The organism is Bacillus sp. UNC438CL73TsuS30, assembly GCF_000482325.1.
In the GTDB taxonomy this organism is placed as follows: domain Bacteria; phylum Bacillota; class Bacilli; order Bacillales; family Cytobacillaceae; genus Neobacillus.
Genome location: NZ_AXVA01000039.1, coordinates 1 through 16,842, shown reverse-complemented (window position 1 = coordinate 16,842; position 16,842 = coordinate 1). Strand labels below are relative to the sequence as shown.

17 protein-coding genes are annotated in these 16,842 nt (G+C 40.2%); 1 reads left to right on the top strand and 16 read right to left on the bottom strand.

Annotated features, from left to right (window positions below; genetic code table 11):
• A partial coding sequence (locus tag M028_RS33585; RefSeq protein WP_026574275.1) for a hypothetical protein occupies positions 1-204 on the top strand: 204 nt, incomplete at its 5' end.
• Positions 205-767: 563 nt separating this feature from the next.
• On the opposite strand, the gene M028_RS0113035 is transcribed toward M028_RS33585, so the two are convergent.
• The 16 genes from M028_RS0113035 to M028_RS32820 all read right to left on the bottom strand — a co-directional run bounded on the left by M028_RS0113035 (position 768) and on the right by M028_RS32820 (position 16,471).
• The gene (locus tag M028_RS0113035) at positions 768-1,346 is read right to left on the bottom strand and encodes a TerD family protein (protein ID WP_026574274.1); all 579 of its coding nucleotides are present in this window, start codon (positions 1,344-1,346) and stop codon (positions 768-770) included.
• 33 nt (positions 1,347-1,379) lie between these two features.
• Positions 1,380-1,991: a TerD family protein gene (locus M028_RS0113030; RefSeq protein WP_026574273.1), complete on the bottom strand. Its 612-nt coding sequence runs from the start codon at positions 1,989-1,991 to the stop codon at positions 1,380-1,382.
• Between the two features lie 23 nt (positions 1,992-2,014).
• The gene (locus M028_RS0113025; RefSeq protein WP_051591038.1) at positions 2,015-3,121 is read right to left on the bottom strand and encodes a toxic anion resistance protein; all 1,107 of its coding nucleotides are present in this window, start codon (positions 3,119-3,121) and stop codon (positions 2,015-2,017) included.
• Between the two features lie 3 nt (positions 3,122-3,124).
• Positions 3,125-4,762: a YceG family protein gene (locus tag M028_RS0113020; RefSeq protein WP_026574271.1), complete on the bottom strand. Its 1,638-nt coding sequence runs from the start codon at positions 4,760-4,762 to the stop codon at positions 3,125-3,127.
• A gap of 408 nt (positions 4,763-5,170) precedes the next feature.
• Positions 5,171-5,998: a hypothetical protein gene (locus M028_RS29980; protein ID WP_051591037.1), complete on the bottom strand. Its 828-nt coding sequence runs from the start codon at positions 5,996-5,998 to the stop codon at positions 5,171-5,173.
• Positions 5,995-7,116, bottom strand: a complete 1,122-nt coding sequence (locus M028_RS0113010; RefSeq protein WP_026574270.1) for a cysteine protease StiP family protein — start codon at positions 7,114-7,116, stop codon at positions 5,995-5,997. Before M028_RS0113010 ends, M028_RS29980 begins: the two co-directional genes overlap by 4 nt.
• Positions 7,109-8,467, bottom strand: a complete 1,359-nt coding sequence (locus tag M028_RS0113005; protein WP_026574269.1) for a phosphoribosyltransferase family protein — start codon at positions 8,465-8,467, stop codon at positions 7,109-7,111. The genes M028_RS0113010 and M028_RS0113005 overlap by 8 nt, the downstream gene beginning before the upstream one ends.
• Complete coding sequence (locus tag M028_RS0113000; protein WP_026574268.1) at positions 8,418-9,602, bottom strand: HpcH/HpaI aldolase/citrate lyase family protein; 1,185 nt, start codon at positions 9,600-9,602, stop codon at positions 8,418-8,420. The genes M028_RS0113005 and M028_RS0113000 overlap by 50 nt, the downstream gene beginning before the upstream one ends.
• Before the next feature lie 74 nt (positions 9,603-9,676).
• On the bottom strand, positions 9,677-10,453 hold the full coding sequence (locus M028_RS0112995) for a TerC family protein (RefSeq protein ID WP_026574267.1): 777 nt from the start codon (positions 10,451-10,453) through the stop codon (positions 9,677-9,679).
• Positions 10,454-10,532: 79 nt separating this feature from the next.
• A complete protein-coding gene (locus tag M028_RS0112990; RefSeq protein ID WP_026574266.1) occupies positions 10,533-11,114 on the bottom strand; it encodes a TerD family protein in 582 nt (193 codons plus the stop codon).
• A gap of 104 nt (positions 11,115-11,218) precedes the next feature.
• Positions 11,219-11,800 carry a YpjP family protein gene (locus M028_RS0112985; protein ID WP_155925602.1) on the bottom strand — a complete coding sequence of 194 codons (582 nt, stop codon included), beginning with the start codon at positions 11,798-11,800 and terminating at the stop codon, positions 11,219-11,221.
• A gap of 154 nt (positions 11,801-11,954) precedes the next feature.
• A complete protein-coding gene (locus tag M028_RS0112980; RefSeq protein ID WP_026574264.1) occupies positions 11,955-12,728 on the bottom strand; it encodes a class I SAM-dependent methyltransferase in 774 nt (257 codons plus the stop codon).
• Between the two features lie 239 nt (positions 12,729-12,967).
• Positions 12,968-13,405 carry a BrxA/BrxB family bacilliredoxin gene (locus M028_RS0112975; protein ID WP_026574263.1) on the bottom strand — a complete coding sequence of 146 codons (438 nt, stop codon included), beginning with the start codon at positions 13,403-13,405 and terminating at the stop codon, positions 12,968-12,970.
• 63 nt (positions 13,406-13,468) lie between these two features.
• Positions 13,469-14,602, bottom strand: a complete 1,134-nt coding sequence (locus tag M028_RS0112970) for a conserved virulence factor C family protein (protein WP_026574262.1) — start codon at positions 14,600-14,602, stop codon at positions 13,469-13,471.
• Positions 14,603-14,867: 265 nt separating this feature from the next.
• Complete coding sequence (gene ltrA, locus M028_RS29975) at positions 14,868-16,193, bottom strand: group II intron reverse transcriptase/maturase (protein WP_051591004.1); 1,326 nt, start codon at positions 16,191-16,193, stop codon at positions 14,868-14,870.
• A 137-nt stretch (positions 16,194-16,330) separates the two neighbouring features.
• Positions 16,331-16,471 (bottom strand): hypothetical protein, encoded by a 141-nt coding sequence (locus M028_RS32820; RefSeq protein ID WP_197031401.1) that lies wholly within the window; start codon positions 16,469-16,471, stop codon positions 16,331-16,333.
• Positions 16,472-16,842: the final 371 nt, after the last annotated feature.

Below are 16,842 nucleotides of genomic sequence, written 5' to 3'. Positions count from 1 at the left end.
AGAACGAATCATGAAGCTGCCAACCATCATGGACTCAGGAAACCAAGAACAAGAGGGAGGGAATCATTAAGGATCACGTCCAAATTGACGGCCATGGTTATCAATTTGAAAATTATGGTAAAGGAATTAACCGAACCTATCAAGCCCTTTTATCGTTTCAAAAAATGCGAAAATCGGGTAAAGGCCCCCGTCTGCCCAAATTAGGGAAATCAGGATAAATAGAGGGCCTTAGGAAGGGAAAATACAAAAAAACAATGAAAGTTTGTGAAAAAATCCAATAAAATTCACAAAGTATGTGAAATAAGGTTTAGAAGTGGAATAAACTACAACTTAATCGACAGTCTCGATTTTTCGGTTAAATGTAGAATGGAGCTCATTTCGGGGTAAATAAGGGAAGTTTTTACGATTATGCAAAGAAAAATCCCTCATTTTCACGTTTTTCGAGTCAATAGACGAAAAGTCTTCCTCTATTTAAAACTTTTTTTAAGAAAATTTCTTATTAAGCGAAATTGTTCCGTCTATTTATCTGATTGGGTGCTTAACCTAATCCCCCAACCTACAAACGGTGCTGCAAATGACAGAAGTTTTGACCTTCTTTTTTAATTGTACAATACTTATTGTCCATCATTGCTATAGCAAAGTTAATGAAATTTCGTAGAAACCTTGATAAATAAAGAAAAAGACGTATGCAAATTCATACGTCAATCCTTGTGCCTTTTAATAAGGATGCATCCCTTAACGGAACCCTTTATCCAAATAGACGACTTCTATACTTCCAACCCAAAGTTCCGGCAAAGAGCAGCCAGTCCGCCGGCGAATCCACTACCAACCGCATTAAATTTCCAATCCCCGTTATGGCGATACAGTTCACACACAACGATGGCGGTTTCAACCGAAAAATCCTCGCCTAGGTCAAAACGTAAAATTTCCCGGCCGCTTTCTTCATCGACTACACGGACAAACGCGTTTGAAACCTGACCGAAGTTCTGGTTTCTTGCCTCTGCATCATGGATGGTAACGGTAATCGCAATCCGATGGATACTTGGAGGAACCTTGCTAAAATCAATTTTAATTTGTTCATCATCCCCGTCACCTTCGCCGGTACGGTTATCCCCGGTATGCTCGACGCCACCGGAGGAATGAACTAAATTATTATAAAAAATAAAATCGGAATCATTAATAACCCGGCTGTTGGCATCCGTTAAAAATGCACAAGCATCGAGGTCAAAATCATTTCCGCCATGATAGCGGTTTGTATCCCAGCCAAGGCCGATAATCGCCTTTGTTAAGCCGGGATTGGTTTTCGTAAGATCAATTCTTTGTCCTTTTGCTAAGTTAATTCCCAAACTGATCACCTCATCGCTAACATTTTAATCTTTTTAACTAAAAGAACGAACCACTTCGCCAAGGCTTCCGGCATTTGTTCCATTACCAACCGCAGCGAACTTCCACTCTGTTCCGTGACGATAGATTTCCCCAGTTACGAGGCATGTTTTACCGCTGTAGTTGTCTGTTAAGCTATAGTGCAGCAATTCTGAATTGTTGCTGGAGTTGACAATTCGAATAAACGCATTTTGAATCATTCCGAAATGCTGTTTTCTTTTTATTGCATCATAAATATTAACGACAAAAACAAGCTTTTGGATATTTGACGGGACTCTGCTCAAATCAATCATGATCTGCTCATCGTCGCCATCGCCGGCGCCGGTCAAGTTGTCTCCAGAGTGCTGAACACTGCCGTCTCTACTTTTTAAATTACCAAAATATACGACGTCATTATTGTTTTGCAGCTTATCATTTTCGCCAAGCATGATGACTGATGCATCGCAGTCCACATTTGCTGAACTGCCTCCGCCACCGAACAAGGAGCCTAGTAAACCGCCTCCACTCGTTTTCACAGGGTCCCAGCCTAAGCCTACCATGATTTTCGTTAATCCTGGATTTGATTTTGTTAAATCGATTCTTTGACCTTTTTGTAAATTAATCGCCATTTTAACTCACCTCATTAAAATATTTAACCTTGTAATTTTATCTTTTTAAAATTATCCTGCAGCTGTTCTAATCGTTTTGTTCCTTCTTCACGCAGGCGCTTGTTTTCTTCTTCAATTGCTTTCGTTTCCTGCATGCCTTTAATGATAATATTCCAGGACTCTTCGACGGTTTCGATTTTAATGCTCGGTCCGCCGGCAAGTCTCGCAATATCAACACTTTGTTGGGAAATATTTTGGGCATTTTTCAAAAGCATTTCATTTGTGCGGCGGTCAAGCTCGCTCATTGAGTCTGCTACCAGCTTCTGCCTTTTAGCAGCAACTGCTTGAATTAAACCATTTTTAAAAATCGGAATCGTAGTTACAAAAGCCGAATTGATTTTTCCAATTAGTTTCGTGTTTCCTCGTTGCAGCAAACGAATTTGCGGTGCTGTCTGTAAGGAGACCATTTTCGCCATTTCTAAATCATAAACCCGCTGGTCTAATAACTCGATTGCATTTCGTAGTGAGTCCAGCTGCATCGATGCAAGCTGGTCGCCAGATGCAGCACGTGCTTCAAGCTGAGGAAGCTGTTTGTTTTTCAGCTCCTCCGACTTTAGTTCACCAGCGACAATATATTTTTCCAGTGTTAAATAATATTGATAGTTTTGCTCATACATTTGCTCGAGCATGGATGTCGAGTCAACCATCTCTTTTTGATATTTGGAAATTTCAACATATACTTTATCGATTTCTTGACCCATCGTTTGGTATTTTCCAAACAGCTTTTCAACCATTTTTCCGCCTTTTTTGAAAAGCTTGCCGAAAAAACTGTTTGACGTTTTTTGAAAATCTTTAGCATCAAATTTATCCATGATTCGGCCAAGCTGTTTTAACAGTTCCCCGGAGTCCTCAACTTTTGTCGTCCGCATATTGCCTAATATTTGATCGGAGAATCGGGAAATTTGCACGGCCGGCTCTTTTCCAAACTCCAAGATTTGAATCTGGTCTCGTTCGTCAATCGTGCTAGCCAAGTTTTGAATTTCCGGTTCCTTCCGAAGTGCAAGCTTTATATCAGATACCTTTGTTTCTGATAGTTGATCATCTTTGGTCGTGGTTATTAAGGTTCCAGAAGGATTTAGTGATTGGTCCACTTTTTAATCTCCCCTTAAATTTTTTAATATCCCTTGAAAAAGAACTCTTTTTAAAATTGACGGTTCTTTATATTCCAGTTCAAAAACAACCTCTTCAAGCCAGTGGGTATCATAAAGACTCTCATCGAGATAATTTTCGATATCGTTATGTCCCGGTGGATTGTAAATCATGATATCAATCCCAAAATGATTAAGAAGCAGTAAGAGGGCCGCATCTGACCTCGAAAGCATCCCGGTTAATTCATTATTGTAAAGAATGATTTTCGGTACATGCTGGGAATAGTCAAACCGTTCCAGCAGTTGAATCATGCTTTTCGGCATGTGCATCGCCTGGTTGAACAAGTAAATTTTTACTTCTTCCTCACTTTCAGAATGCAGCGGTTTTAAATCCGGCTTTTCACAAATTCTTCTTACGGAATGGGCAATTCCTTTTTGTAAGCCGGAGGCGAGAAATGAATAGGGCCAGTAGTGGGCTTCCATCATTTTTTCGACATTCAATAATCCGTCCCGATCTAACGCATTTCGATAATGAAAGCGGAAATCACTCGTGCCAGGCATTGTAAATGGGAGCTTGCGGATGAGCAGGCTGTACTCTGTTTCTGAAAGCGTATGCAGACGTTCCCAGTACTCTTTTTTGTTTTTACTAACACCCTTTATCTTGGCAAAAATCGTCGGAATTTTAACTTGTCCGTTTGCCACTTCAAAATCCGGCCGAATCATCGCGATTTCCTTTCCGATGAGATACAGTTCGTCATAGGTTGTTCGAAGTGTCAGCGATGACGGTGTGTAATCCCTTAACTGCCAAGCTTTATAAAGACCAGACCCCTCTTGGTTCAGAATCGATTCAATTTCCCGTGAAGCCCGGTAGGCCACCGTCGTTTTCCTGCTTCTTTTTTCGATTGGAAATGGTTCAGCATGCCTTTTATTTTGAAAGCGGTGAATGAATACATCTTCTTCTATAAAGCCAGATAAAACATCCTGCCCGTCCGGATGAAAAATGACTAAATCACAGCCGAGCTTAATTAAATAATATAGGAAATATTGATGGCTTTTTTTGAAATCGCCGTACCATATAAATTTTGGCATTTCCCTTTGAGGGTCAGATTTTTCTAATGGCGGCTGCAGGTGATTGATGGACCATTTTATCACATCGACAAGAACACGCCTTAATTCATGATTTCGTAAGCCACCGTCTTCATGCTGGGAAAAACGCTCAAGTGTAGCAATCAGCGCTTCTCTTATTTTTCGATGTATCGCCGGAATCGCTGATTTTAATAACAGCTGCTCCCCATCGAGAAAGGCGGCAAAACGATTGATGGACAACTTTTGTTCCTGATAGATATTTAATACTTTTTGAATCGATTGAAAATGTGCATTATCGATCGCTTTGTTCAGTGTGTCTTCACTCAATAAATGTAATTGCAGTTCTTCGGTATTCACATAATCAAAAAGTTGATTATAATATTCATCCGCGTCTATAGGTATTCCAAGAAATGATCCAAGGACCTGACCAATGTTAATAGATCCATTTTCTAATGAAAATTCTGGGCGCTCATTCACCGGCTTTTTTAATAGATCAAGCCAATTTTCATATGAAAGGGATACCTGTTTGACGTTTAGTTGGTTATATGCTGGATTCATTCATAATCCCTTCCCTCAACAAGCAAAACGCTTCAAAATAAGATAGAAAATTATGTAAGGTTTCTCTTCCATCATAACATAGTTGGCTGGTCCGTTCATTTTTTAATACGAAAGCAGCGAAAAAATGTTTCACAGATCATATATATTACTGATTTTTCACCTTTTTCCTTGTCCTTACATATCATTGAGTACTGATATATGAAGAAGGTGACTCTAATGAGATTTCTCTATAAGCGACCGAGGATGGAGCAAGTAAGCGAGGAACTGGATACCCTTATGGATGTCATGAGTTCTGATCTTTTTATTCTATTAGACTTATTTTGGCTAAGCCTGATCTTTTCACTGCTGCTAACCCCAGCTCTGCAAACGGTTACCTATTTTATTCTCTTTTTCGCAAGCAGCTATGTATTATTTACTAGTGTTTACTTCTTTATTTTTAAACGAATGTTCAAGAATTGTTAGAAATTGCTGCATGATTTCTTCCCCAGCAAGGATGCCCGCCCTTTCCGTATAGGTAACTTCCTTTTTTGGGCCGAACTGTGCAAGTTCCCCGTGAGTCGGGACGAACCTGTTTTTACAATTTTTCAGAAAATCCCAGTCAAGTATCGAATCTCCCGCGCCTGCAAGAGCCGGTGAACCTTCGCGACTGCAGATATAATCAAGAGCTGCACCCTTATTAATAGCATTGGGGATTAAGTAAAGCTTTCTCCCCTGCAAGGAGATCCTCCAGCCATATTTAGAAACCGTCTCACTTAAGTTTTGCACTTCTGAGAGTGATGGGGAACTATCTAATAGATAATAGAAAAATAGATTATCGGCTGATTTAAGAACTCCGTTAAAATGAAAGCCTCTCCTTTTTAATTCAGCTTGTAATTCATCCAGCGAAGCCGATTCCCTCCGGATTTGGGACAGAATATGCTCTGACCAATCCATTAGGGGTTCCCCTTTATATAAAATTGTAGCCCCATTAAACGTAATCGCATAGGGCAGGGAAATTTCTTTTTCAAAAATGGTAAACCGTTTATATTGGGCAGTGGTCCTTGTTGTAACAGGGATAAATAAACAATTGTGGCAAAGCTCAACTAAGGCATGATAGGCCGTTTCTGACATAAATGCTACAGGGATTCCATCCTTCACTTCCACAGGTCTTAGCAAAGTATTTTCAGGCAGTCCAAGTTGTTCGATGGCTCTTTTTGAGTAAACTAATGTACGGTCCATATCAGAGGCGATAATCATTTCTTATCCACCTTTACCGTTTTAATTAACCCGCAGCAGGAATAATTTAAATCAGGGTAAATTACCACTTCCACGCCTTTTTCTTTAGCGAGCATAAGAATATGCTTCACATAAGGGCTCGAGGGGTCACGCATTAAGATTTTCCACGGAACCCTTCTTAACAACACCCGGGTTGTTTCACCCACCCCCGGCTTAATATAGTGCGTGCTTTCAATCGAAAATTCCGCTTGAATTTTCTTTACATCCTTCATCCCTAAAAATTCAGCCTCAATGGTTTCTAGGTTTCTTTTAGCTGCTGCTTTCACGGCCTCCGTTGTAATGAAAGGAAATTCTGCTGTGATTATATCAATATATTCATTTGAAACATCGGAAGGGAGTAGTTCACGGTAAAACTTTGCTCCGTGGAAATCATCCTTTCCGATGTATTTTTCATTCAAAACGGTCCTGCTTACCAACCCGGAAACAGTGGAATTCAGGCATGCGCTGGGAATTAAAAAATCCTCCCTCGTCCCGAAAAGAGCTGTACAGTAGCCTGGGTCGGCAAGAACAGCAAGCCGGTCGTCCAACTTCACACCATATTTTTTTTCGTACTGTTGACAGGCCATTTCGAGTTCAAGAGAAATAGCCCCTTTTCCTGTCCAGCCGTCCACGAATTGAATCTTTCCCTGCGGATGTTTTTCCAGAATATAGTGAAGGGCAATTTCGTCAATACCCCGGTCACGAATGATCGAAATACTGTAATGGGGCAGGGAGACATTATAGCGCTGCAGAAGATAGCGTTTAATTAAAATCCCTACCGGCGTTCCGGCACGGGCAAGCGAGCAAAGAACGGTGTTTTCCTCTTTTAACTGATAGATTTGCTCCGCCACAATCCCAATACAAAGAGCCACCTTTCGTTTATAGTCATGTAATGACTTCCGGAACAAGTCTACATAAGCACTAGGCGGCTGATACTCGATAGGGAGCGATTCACTATAGTGCTGTCCGGACTGTACCCGCCTCTCACGATTGGCAGTTGAATCCTCAAGCTGGTATTCACTTAAATCCTTTAAGAGAAAAACAACATCGTCTTCTCGGTAGGATCCGATTTTTGCTGGATTCTGGATGAATTTATTCATTACATTCACCTCTTTTTGCAGAGAAAAATATGAGCTTGATTGATTTAATCTGTAATTTTTCAAGTTCTGTAATGATTGGCTGAAGATGACGGGATTCTACTTCCCTTTCAAAAAAAACAAAAATCTCATCATATTCAAATGGAGGAATATTATAAACAAAATGCGTGATTTCCGGATCCTCCGGTGCCGGAAAGGAAAAACCGAATCTCGCCCCATACCCCTGCTTGTTTTCAATATGGATCGGACTTCTCGTCGTAGATTGATAGGAAACATCCGGACCCATTTCAGCTGCAAGCTTCATGGGAATATACATAAATTCCCCTGTACCAAGGCATAGAGTCTTTCCCCCTATCCTTTGTTGGCGAAGAAAGGCTGCCGCTTCCGATACTTTCAGATGATTGATCTGATTATCGATGCTTGTGATTCCGAAGCGTCCTGTTTCCTGAATAAAACACGCCATATTTCTTGACGTCTGATAATCGGAACTTGAAAAATATGGCCCTAATTGAATGAATTCTTTTGAAGAAGTAAAATGGTTTTCCCATTCATTTCCCCTGTCTTTTTTGTGAACCTCACGCAGTTGCTTCACTTTAACCCTTCCCGCTAATAGGGATACCGTTCGAATTGTAATCCCCAGTTCTTTTTCCAGTTGGGTAAATTTCATCTTATGTTCTTCCGATCGCCAATCCAATATTGAAACAACGGTATAAATCTTCCTTGGAAACTGAGATTGAATCGATTGAATAATATTTAGAGCTGTTTTCCCTGTTGTCATTTCATCATCAACAAGGATAATCTCCCGCTCATTTTGAATCATATCATTAGGGATATAACAGCGATGGGAGGTAGCGTGGGAATGCTCTTCCTCAAACGTTATTTCAGGCTCCCTGCTTACCAGTATTTCTCTCGTCGTATGAAAAAAATTCGCCGATTGGAAACTGTCAAAAAAAGCATGCCCTAGTGCTGTCGCAGTTTCTGCAAAGCCAATGACAACAGGATTGATCGATGAGGGAATAAAAGTTCTGCCCGACAATGGTTCATTTTGAATAAACGCGGCCAATAAATGTGGAGTTTCAGGACATGAAACTCCCTTTACCGATTCCAAATATCGCGCAGCAAGCAGTGCAGCTGTTTGCAGTCCTTTATTCGCATCAATCGGCAAATGCTTCCCTAAAACTTTACTAACGAATAAAAATGACCGTTTTTTATTGATCCTTGCCGCCATCGTGAAAAGATCCTCAACCGATAGACTGTAAGGATTTTCACTCACTTCCACTTGAACTTCTATGGAATCCAATATATTAAACATAAACTTCTTTTTTAATAAGGTCGATGTTTGTAACTTCTGCATGTAACACCCCGTAAAGCTGTGATTTTAAAAGAATCTTTTTTGCCCATACGTAATGCGGCTTTATTTCATTCATTTTGTTTGCAAAGCCGCTTCTAACCACTCCTAGATGACCTCCGGCCGCTTCTACAATCGTACAGGCATCCATGTATTCCTCAAATGAAACGACATTCAGCGCTTGAACGGTTTTGATATGAGAGGGATGGATTACTGTTTTTCCAGTCAATCCGTTTGCAATATCCATAAGTACCTCACGAATTAATCCATCCATATTTTGGTCAATTAATTCAGCACGTAATTTCAAACCTTCGTCCCCATACCTCTCACGGAACGGTGTTTGCCGAAGCTGCGGCTTTAGCATTCTTTCTTTGGCAAAAAAATACTCCCAAACCGGTCCAGACACTATATAGGGGTCGTCCCCTCGTTGAAATATATTAATGATATCGGCAATGCAATCTCGTAAAATAGCAATTTCATAAACCGTTGTATCCACACTTCGGCGAATTCCATACAAGCCGCTAAAATCGGTTGCCCCAATCCTTATATTCAAAATCAGCTCACGATTTTGATCAAGTAGTTTTTTGACTTTTAGCAATTCTTCCAATCTCGTCTCTTTTTGAATGACCTTTGCTGTCTCAAGGATTGGCATTGCATAAAAGGGATGCTGTTCAGTATGTATTTCCCGTACTTCCTTTAAAAGCCCCTCGCTATCTTCTACTGAAAATTTTGGCAGCACCACACCGGTTAACAGTTTTACCGCTTCTCCTAACTGTTCTTTCAGCCTCCTAAACTGCTTACAGTCGCGAATCCGGATAAACATTAAAGGTAAATCTTCAAAACGCAAAAACTGCCTATTTAGCTCTTCAAATAGTTTGGAAAGCTCCTTAACAAGTTTTCCTTCGGCCCTCCCGACTTCAAGATCACCGACTGCATCTTCTAAATCAATCACAAGGGATGTCAATCCTTCATGCTTTTTTGATAGGATTTCCTGATGAATATTCGGACGGGTTGCCGGCATATATAGCGTTGCTCCAAGGCCATACGCTAACAGCTCACGGTTCACAAATTTATTGAATTCTTGCGGCTTTTGATAAAATAGATGCTCCATCTCATCATAAAAATAGGAGAAAAATTTCATTTTTAACTTACTCCTCATGATAAAAATAAGGGGCCGGACTTTCGTCAGCTCCCTCATGAAATATAATATGCTTATTAGCCGTTCTCTTTGCTAACTTCTTTTTTCTTGTTGATGAAATGGACGATAAATGTTGCACCGAACGTAAAGAGTAAAATAATAAAGAAATAAAGTGGTTCCAATTCATAATGGAATAAAACACCTGCAAACATCTTAACTGAAATAATTAAAATCAAGATATAGGCGGTTGTTTCAAGTTCCGGTATTTTGTCAATAAGGGCAAGAAAGACTCCAGCAACTCCACGCATCATTAATACGCCGAGCATTCCGCCAATTAATAGTACCCAAATCTCATTGCTTACCCCAAAAGCAGCCAGTACGCTGTCAACGGAGAAGGCGATATCCATTAATTCTACTGAAGCAACGGTTCCCCAAAAAGTTCCGAACATCCGGATTAATAAACCATTTTTGTTGATTCCCTCTGCTTCTTCGTCCTCTTCCTTACTTTCTTTATGTTTGTCAATAAAGTATTTAATAGCCAACCACGCTAGATATGCTGCACCTAGTGCTTTTACCCACCACAGCTTTATTAAGTAGACCCCAATTCCAATCGCAATAAAACGAAATGCATAGGCACCTAATAATCCATAAAAAAGTGCTTTTTTACGTTTTTCCGGTGGCAGATGTTTTACCATTACCGCTAAAACGAGGGCATTATCTGCAGACAACAATCCCTCTAGAATAATTAGAGTTCCAATTAATCCCCAACTTACCGGATCTGATAAAACCTTCACCCACATATCCCACTCAAAGAAATGTGAATATGTGTCTAATATTCCTTGTAAAACCGACATTAAAAAAATTCCTCCCAGATGTTCTATATGTTTTTAGAAAAGACCCAGCCTTAAAAGGTGGGTCTCTTTATTTTAATTATCAGCCAACCTGTAATCCAAAATCAGTTGCTAACGCTGCCAGTCCACCTTGGTAGCCGCTTCCGATTGCACTAAATTTCCATTCACCATTATGACGGTATAATTCGCCTACAACTAATGCAGTCTCGATAGAGAAATCCTCTCCAAGGTCATAGCGAATCAATTCTTCCCCAGTTGCTTCACTAAAAATTCGTGCATAGGCATTTGAAACCTGCCCGAAGTTTTGACTTCTGCTGTCAGCATCATGAATCGTAATCGTGAAAGCAATTCGTTGAATAGAAGCAGGAATAGCTGTTAGGTTTATATTTATTTGTTCGTCATCACCGTCACCAGCACCAGTACGATTATCTCCAGTATGTACGACAGCACCATTAGCGCCTTTAGGGTTGTTATAGAAGATAAAGTCAGATTCAGTTGTAACCTTCCCATTCTCTCCTAGTAGGAATACGGATGAGTCTAAATCAAAGTCATTACCGCCATCATATTTATTCGTATCCCAGCCTAAACCAACAACGACATTTGTTAATCCCGGATTGGTTTTTGTTAAGTCAACTTTTTGTCCTTTTGATAAACTAATTGCCATTTTCCATTCCTCCAATTTGGGTAATAATCTATTTACGAGTTTTTCTTAAAAAGGTTTCATTTATTATAATAAATTTTTTTACCACTGCTTCGCAAATTTTACCATCAGCTCATCCATTTAGGCGGTGTATTTTTTGCCCAGTAAATCGAACCGAGATTATAATGGCTTTGATACTCATCATGGTAAGTATGATAATGAAAATTAAACCAGTAGCCTTCTTGAGGCGGCTGATCTCTTCTAACATGAAATCTAAGGATATCCTTGTTTGTTACACTGTTTTTGATATGGAAGATTTTTTCAGAGTGTCCTCCGCTCGGCTGTTCCGTGATGGCAAGATTTCTTAAATCTTCCTCGGGAAATTGGGCGGCAGTTTCTGTAATGGCCTGTTCAATGTTAGGTAAAATAATCGTGCGAAACTCGTTCTCAATTATTGGTTTTATTTTGGTTCCAAATTTTTGATAGGATTGTTCCTCCGCTTGTTTGAGTAGTGCTTCCATAAAGTGGTCCCGATTAAATTCCGTTTCTTCTGCAAGAGTAGGAGTTTGGACAAAACTGCCTGAAGGTGCTGCAGCCTGGTCTGATGGTTTTCCTGGGTTGATATTATTCATTATTTGGGATGGTGAAACAAGACCAAAGGTCAAAATCGATACCATCACCACAAAAGATTTACGAATCCAAGTCTTCAAAATAAACGCCCCTTTTTGAAATGGAAGGGTAAAGAAGTCCATTTTTATTCTTACAAAATATTATACTTCTTTTTTATGGAAATTGGAAAAAATAGAATTGGATATTTTTCGAATTATATAAAAAAATAAACTGAAGGCCAGTGGCTCTCAGTTGTTATTTTTCAAGTATCCCAAAATGAAATTTAGCAGTTTTTCGTCGAAAAACTGTGAAGCCATATTTTTCAAAACGCTGGCTTTTATAGTGGTCTTTTAAAATGACTTTTTGCTTGCAAACCCTTCGTGCTTCGGAAATGGTTTCTTCATTCAAATCATGTTGGAGAGCGAAATTTCCTAACGACCTTATCCCGTCTGATTCAAGAATGCTTTCTTCAAACATCGGGTCGAAATAGACGCAATTTATAGATGAGGATGGCAGACTCTTTAAATAATCCAAAGAAAAAGACGTGTTCACCTTTATTCTTTTCATTGCAGAATTGATTTCTAAATAACCAGAATCCCAGGATTGAAGTCCCTCTTTTACGAGAAAGGAAAGGTATTTCTGTCCTTCAATCCCTGTTACCGAGCCTTCCAACCCAACCACAAAACTAGCAACAATGGCATCTGATGCGAGACCCAGCGTGCAATCTAGGATGGACATTCCACTCGATAAATCTGCCGCCTCAATAAACGGATCTTGATCCCCGTTTAATAGTCTTTTTATCCGAAACATCGCGGAATTAGGATGAAAGAAGAAGGGTTCCTTGTGTTCTTGATTATATAACTCTAGCCTTTCTTTTCCGACAATAAGACAGCTGCCAGATGCTTCTTTTTGAATTTGGCTAATCGGTTTCTTTTTTCTAGGGATATAGGGAATATCGAGTGTTTCCGCTAAGTTTCTTGCTTTTTCTATCATTTGTTCGTTTGTTCGTCCTGCTGTTGTAACAAACATATTATCCCTCTTTAATCTAAAAAATCTCTTTTAAACTTAGTTGTTGATTTCCGCTCCAGGCGCTTCGCTTTCCGTGGGCGGTCCGGGGAGCCTCCTCGTCGCTTCGCTCCTGTGAGGTCTCCCCTGCCCCGTACTCCCACAGGAGTCTTCGCGCCTTCCACTCCAATCAACGTTGTTCAAAAAAATCAACATTATTCTTTAAAACAGCATAAAAGAAAAAAGGATGTCGGTTGACATCCTTATTTACAATGGGTTTCAAACGCATTGATTAAGTTTTGCATGACTTCTTCCATTGCGTGGCCTTCGATATCATGGCGTGGAATAAAATGGACAACTTCTTTATCCTTTAATAGTGCAAAAGATGGAGAAGACGGTTCATGACCCGCAAAATATTCTCGCATTTTAGCCGTTGCTTCCTTATCCTGGCCGGCAAAAACCGTTACAAGGTGATCCGGTTTTTTCTCACTGTTCAACACTGCCTGAGTAACAGCCGGACGGGCTAGTCCACCTGCACAGCCACACACAGAATTCACTGCTACAAGAGTAGTCCCCTTCACATTATCAATAAAATTTTTCACATCTTCTTCCGAAGTTAATTCCTCGAAACCTGTTCTAGTTAACTCTTGTCGCATTGGTACAACCATTTGTTTCATAAATTCTTCATAGGCATTTGACATTAATAATCCCTCCTGTTTTCAGTGTAAGCATACTATAAAAAATCGCTGAATTGCAATCCGAGCTTACTCCCCTAATTTCCTTGCTTCGGTCATTTGCTTCCAAACAGAACCCTTTGCTTCCTCGCCGCCCTCGATTCGTTCAATTGCCATTTTTATTTGCATACTGACTTCAAACTCAGAATCGTCTTCAGCAGCTTTTAAAGCAGGCAGTGCATTTTCATCGCCTACTTCATATATAAACATTGCAGCCCGCCAGCGAACTAATTTACTTGGGTCCTTTAAGGCCTTAAGCATTTCGTCTTGTGCCTCCGCGAATCCTAAATCTGACAAGCAATCTCCAGCTGTCCGGCGGACGGTCACAGTTTTGTCATTTAGCGCTCTATATAAATACGGCAGCACTTTGGTATCCTTAATCATTCCAAGGTACACCGTTGCCAGTCTTCTAATTGATGGTTTTTCATCGGATAATGCCGTTTCTAAAACAGGCAAATCCTCAAGCTCAGGATCGTCCATTTGTTCAAGTAGTTGATAGCGCACCTGCCAATCTGGGTTGTTTAAATCGTCCTTTGTTATTTTCTTGCGTGAATGAGCGGTTTTTTTATCAGAAGTATCACCTGATTGGGCTTTTTCAACTAACGCTTCAAGCCGGTCCTGGGGATAAGCGGCAATCAGTTCTTCGACCACCTCCTGGCCGATTTGTTCAAAGTCACCATACCGTGCCCCTTGATTTTGCCATTTCCGTAATAATATATAATTATCTTCCGGAAGTTGCGCCTGCTCTCTTGCCTTTAGAAAGTATTCTGGCATCCCAAATCGTTTTTCGGTCGAACCATCTGTCAACTTAACCTGCAATGGGATTTCCTTAAACATTTGGATTTCAACTTTAATTTCACCAAAATGTTCATCGACCACCGTTTCATTTTTAACGGCATCTGCAGCATTTTCGCCAAATGCCTGACGGACTTTAGGTAATAATTCCTTCCAATCGAATTTCGCGTTTCGCTCGACTGCCAGGAAGTCAGCTACATGGTATACGCCTTTGATTCCTTCAATTTGTAAGATCTTTTGAATTACCTTTGGTGCATCTGCGCTGGTTTCTTTTTTATAATTATGACTTTTTCCCATGGGGAGTTCTTCATCTAAAAGGATTTTCATTGTATTTGGACTAGGAGTTGGTTCAATTGCTTTAATCTTCAACAGGATCACCTACTTTGTATTCTGTAAACAGTTTAACATAATGAATAGGTTGAATTCACTATTGATGCATATATCTAAAATACTGTTTCTTCTTAACATTACTTAAATAAAGAGTGGTTGATTTCCGCTCCAATTAACTTCTCATATAACCTATCTTAAAAAACAATCTTTTAGAAAACAGCCTAAAATAGAGTAGGCGCATGAAAAATTTCATGCGCCTCTCACAGATCCGTACGTGCGGGTCATCGCATACGGCTCCTCCACTTTATCCCCGTTGGGGATGTAGTTCGTTGTATATGTCTAAAAGAAAAACAAGTTTAATTTCGCGAAACCTTTCATTAGGAATCGCGAAGTGTACATGTTGGGTCATAGAATTTCTCCATCTTGTCATTGACAGATGAGGTAGTTCACCCTCCCAATTCCTTTTTCTGAGCTCCCTGTGGAGCTTTCTTATTTTTCTCCAGCTTCTTAACTGAATCATCCTAAGTCTTCTTCGAATCCATGAGTCTAGCTGTTGAAACAGTTTCTTCGAAAATCCAATACCAAAGTACCTACCCCATCCTCTGATGATGGGGTTCAGTCGGTGTTTAACGAATTCCTCCAAATTCACTGTTTGGTTTCTTTTCGTTGTTAACTTGATACTTTTCTTAAATTTCTTTACTGCTTTGTCTGAAGGGGAATGGAAATACCCTTTTTTAAAAACATATCCTAAAAAGATAAACGGCTCTTCAAAGTTGTCTATAATCTTAGTTTTGTCTGGATGGACTTTCAGACCTAGTATTTCCTCTAATAGCTTCACTACCGTTCTTAGTACTCTTTCTGCACCCTTCCGGGACTTGCAACAGATGACGAAGTCATCCGCATACCTTGTAATACGGTGACCTCTTTCCATCATCATTTCGTCGAGTGGATGCAGATAGATGTTTGCTAGTAGTGGACTGATTACGCCGCCCTGCGGACTCCCGGTGTCACTCTCATAGAAACTTCCGTTCTCAAGGATTCCCGATTTTAAGAACTGCATTATTAGCGCTAACACGCTACTGTCCACAACTTCTTCTTTGATTAAATCGATAAGCTTATCGTGAGGAATTGAATCAAAGTATGTCTTTATATCGGCATCAATTACAAAAGAGTACCCATCCATTAAATCCTGTCGGATTTTATCTATCGCCATATGTGCACTACGGTTCGGACGAAATCCAAAACTACAGTCTAAGAATTTCTGTTCAAAGATTGGTTCAAGTATTCTTTTAGTTGCGGCTTGGAGAATTCGGTCTTCTACTGTTGGAATTCCAAGTGGACGTTTTGAACCATCAGCTTTTGGAATAAAAACTCTTCTGACTGGTTTTGCACGGTACGTTTTCATACGCAAAGATTCTTGGAGCACTCTTAAGTTGTGTTCCAATTCTACTTCATACTCTTTAATCGTAACTTTATCCACACCGTGTGAACCGCGGTTTTTCCTTACGTCATAAAAAGCTTGTTCCAGATTTTGATAGTTCCAGACTTTATCCATTAGGCTGTACCACTTGCGTTTCTTTTTAGAATTCTCCACTACACGTAAGCTTCGTTTTCCTATTGATTCATTCATGTATTCGTTTCCTTTCCCAATACAATATCAACTGAATAGGTGACCCAATGGCTGATATTTGATATCAGTACTTCGCCCCAAACAACCTACTTTCTTTCGGTCTCGATTCTTCGGCTATCTGCCTCATCGACTTCTGTTTAGTACATGACGAGTAAATAAGTTCGTATTGCTTTTCTTCCATGGACAGACGGGCTTCGCATCAGTTCACTGCCTTTTGGGTCAATGTCTGCCTTATCAACTTCGTGATAAGTCACTTGTCTTTGTGGCTTTTCCAACAAGTTTTTTCACTACTATCCCCTGCTCTGACTTCTCACCTTCCATAATCTATTTCTTGTCCATCGCGGCTTTGAAAAAGAGTTACCACCTACGGTGGAGATGATGAGATCTCCTTGGGTCACGTTCTCGCCTTTCACTCGAAGCCAGTCCTCATAACTAATAAGATACCGAGTGGTATTGGACATCCCCATCCTTTGCAAGGTTATCCCATCTTACCAGCCAACATGGTTACAGCCACCTGTTCCGAGCTTTGCCTTCAAGTCCTCCGCACGAAATCTCACGATACTCGCACTACCTGTCAGCTATACATTTCCGCCACAACGGCATGTTAGGGACTTTCACCCATTAGAGCGAGACGCTGCCAAGCGCACAA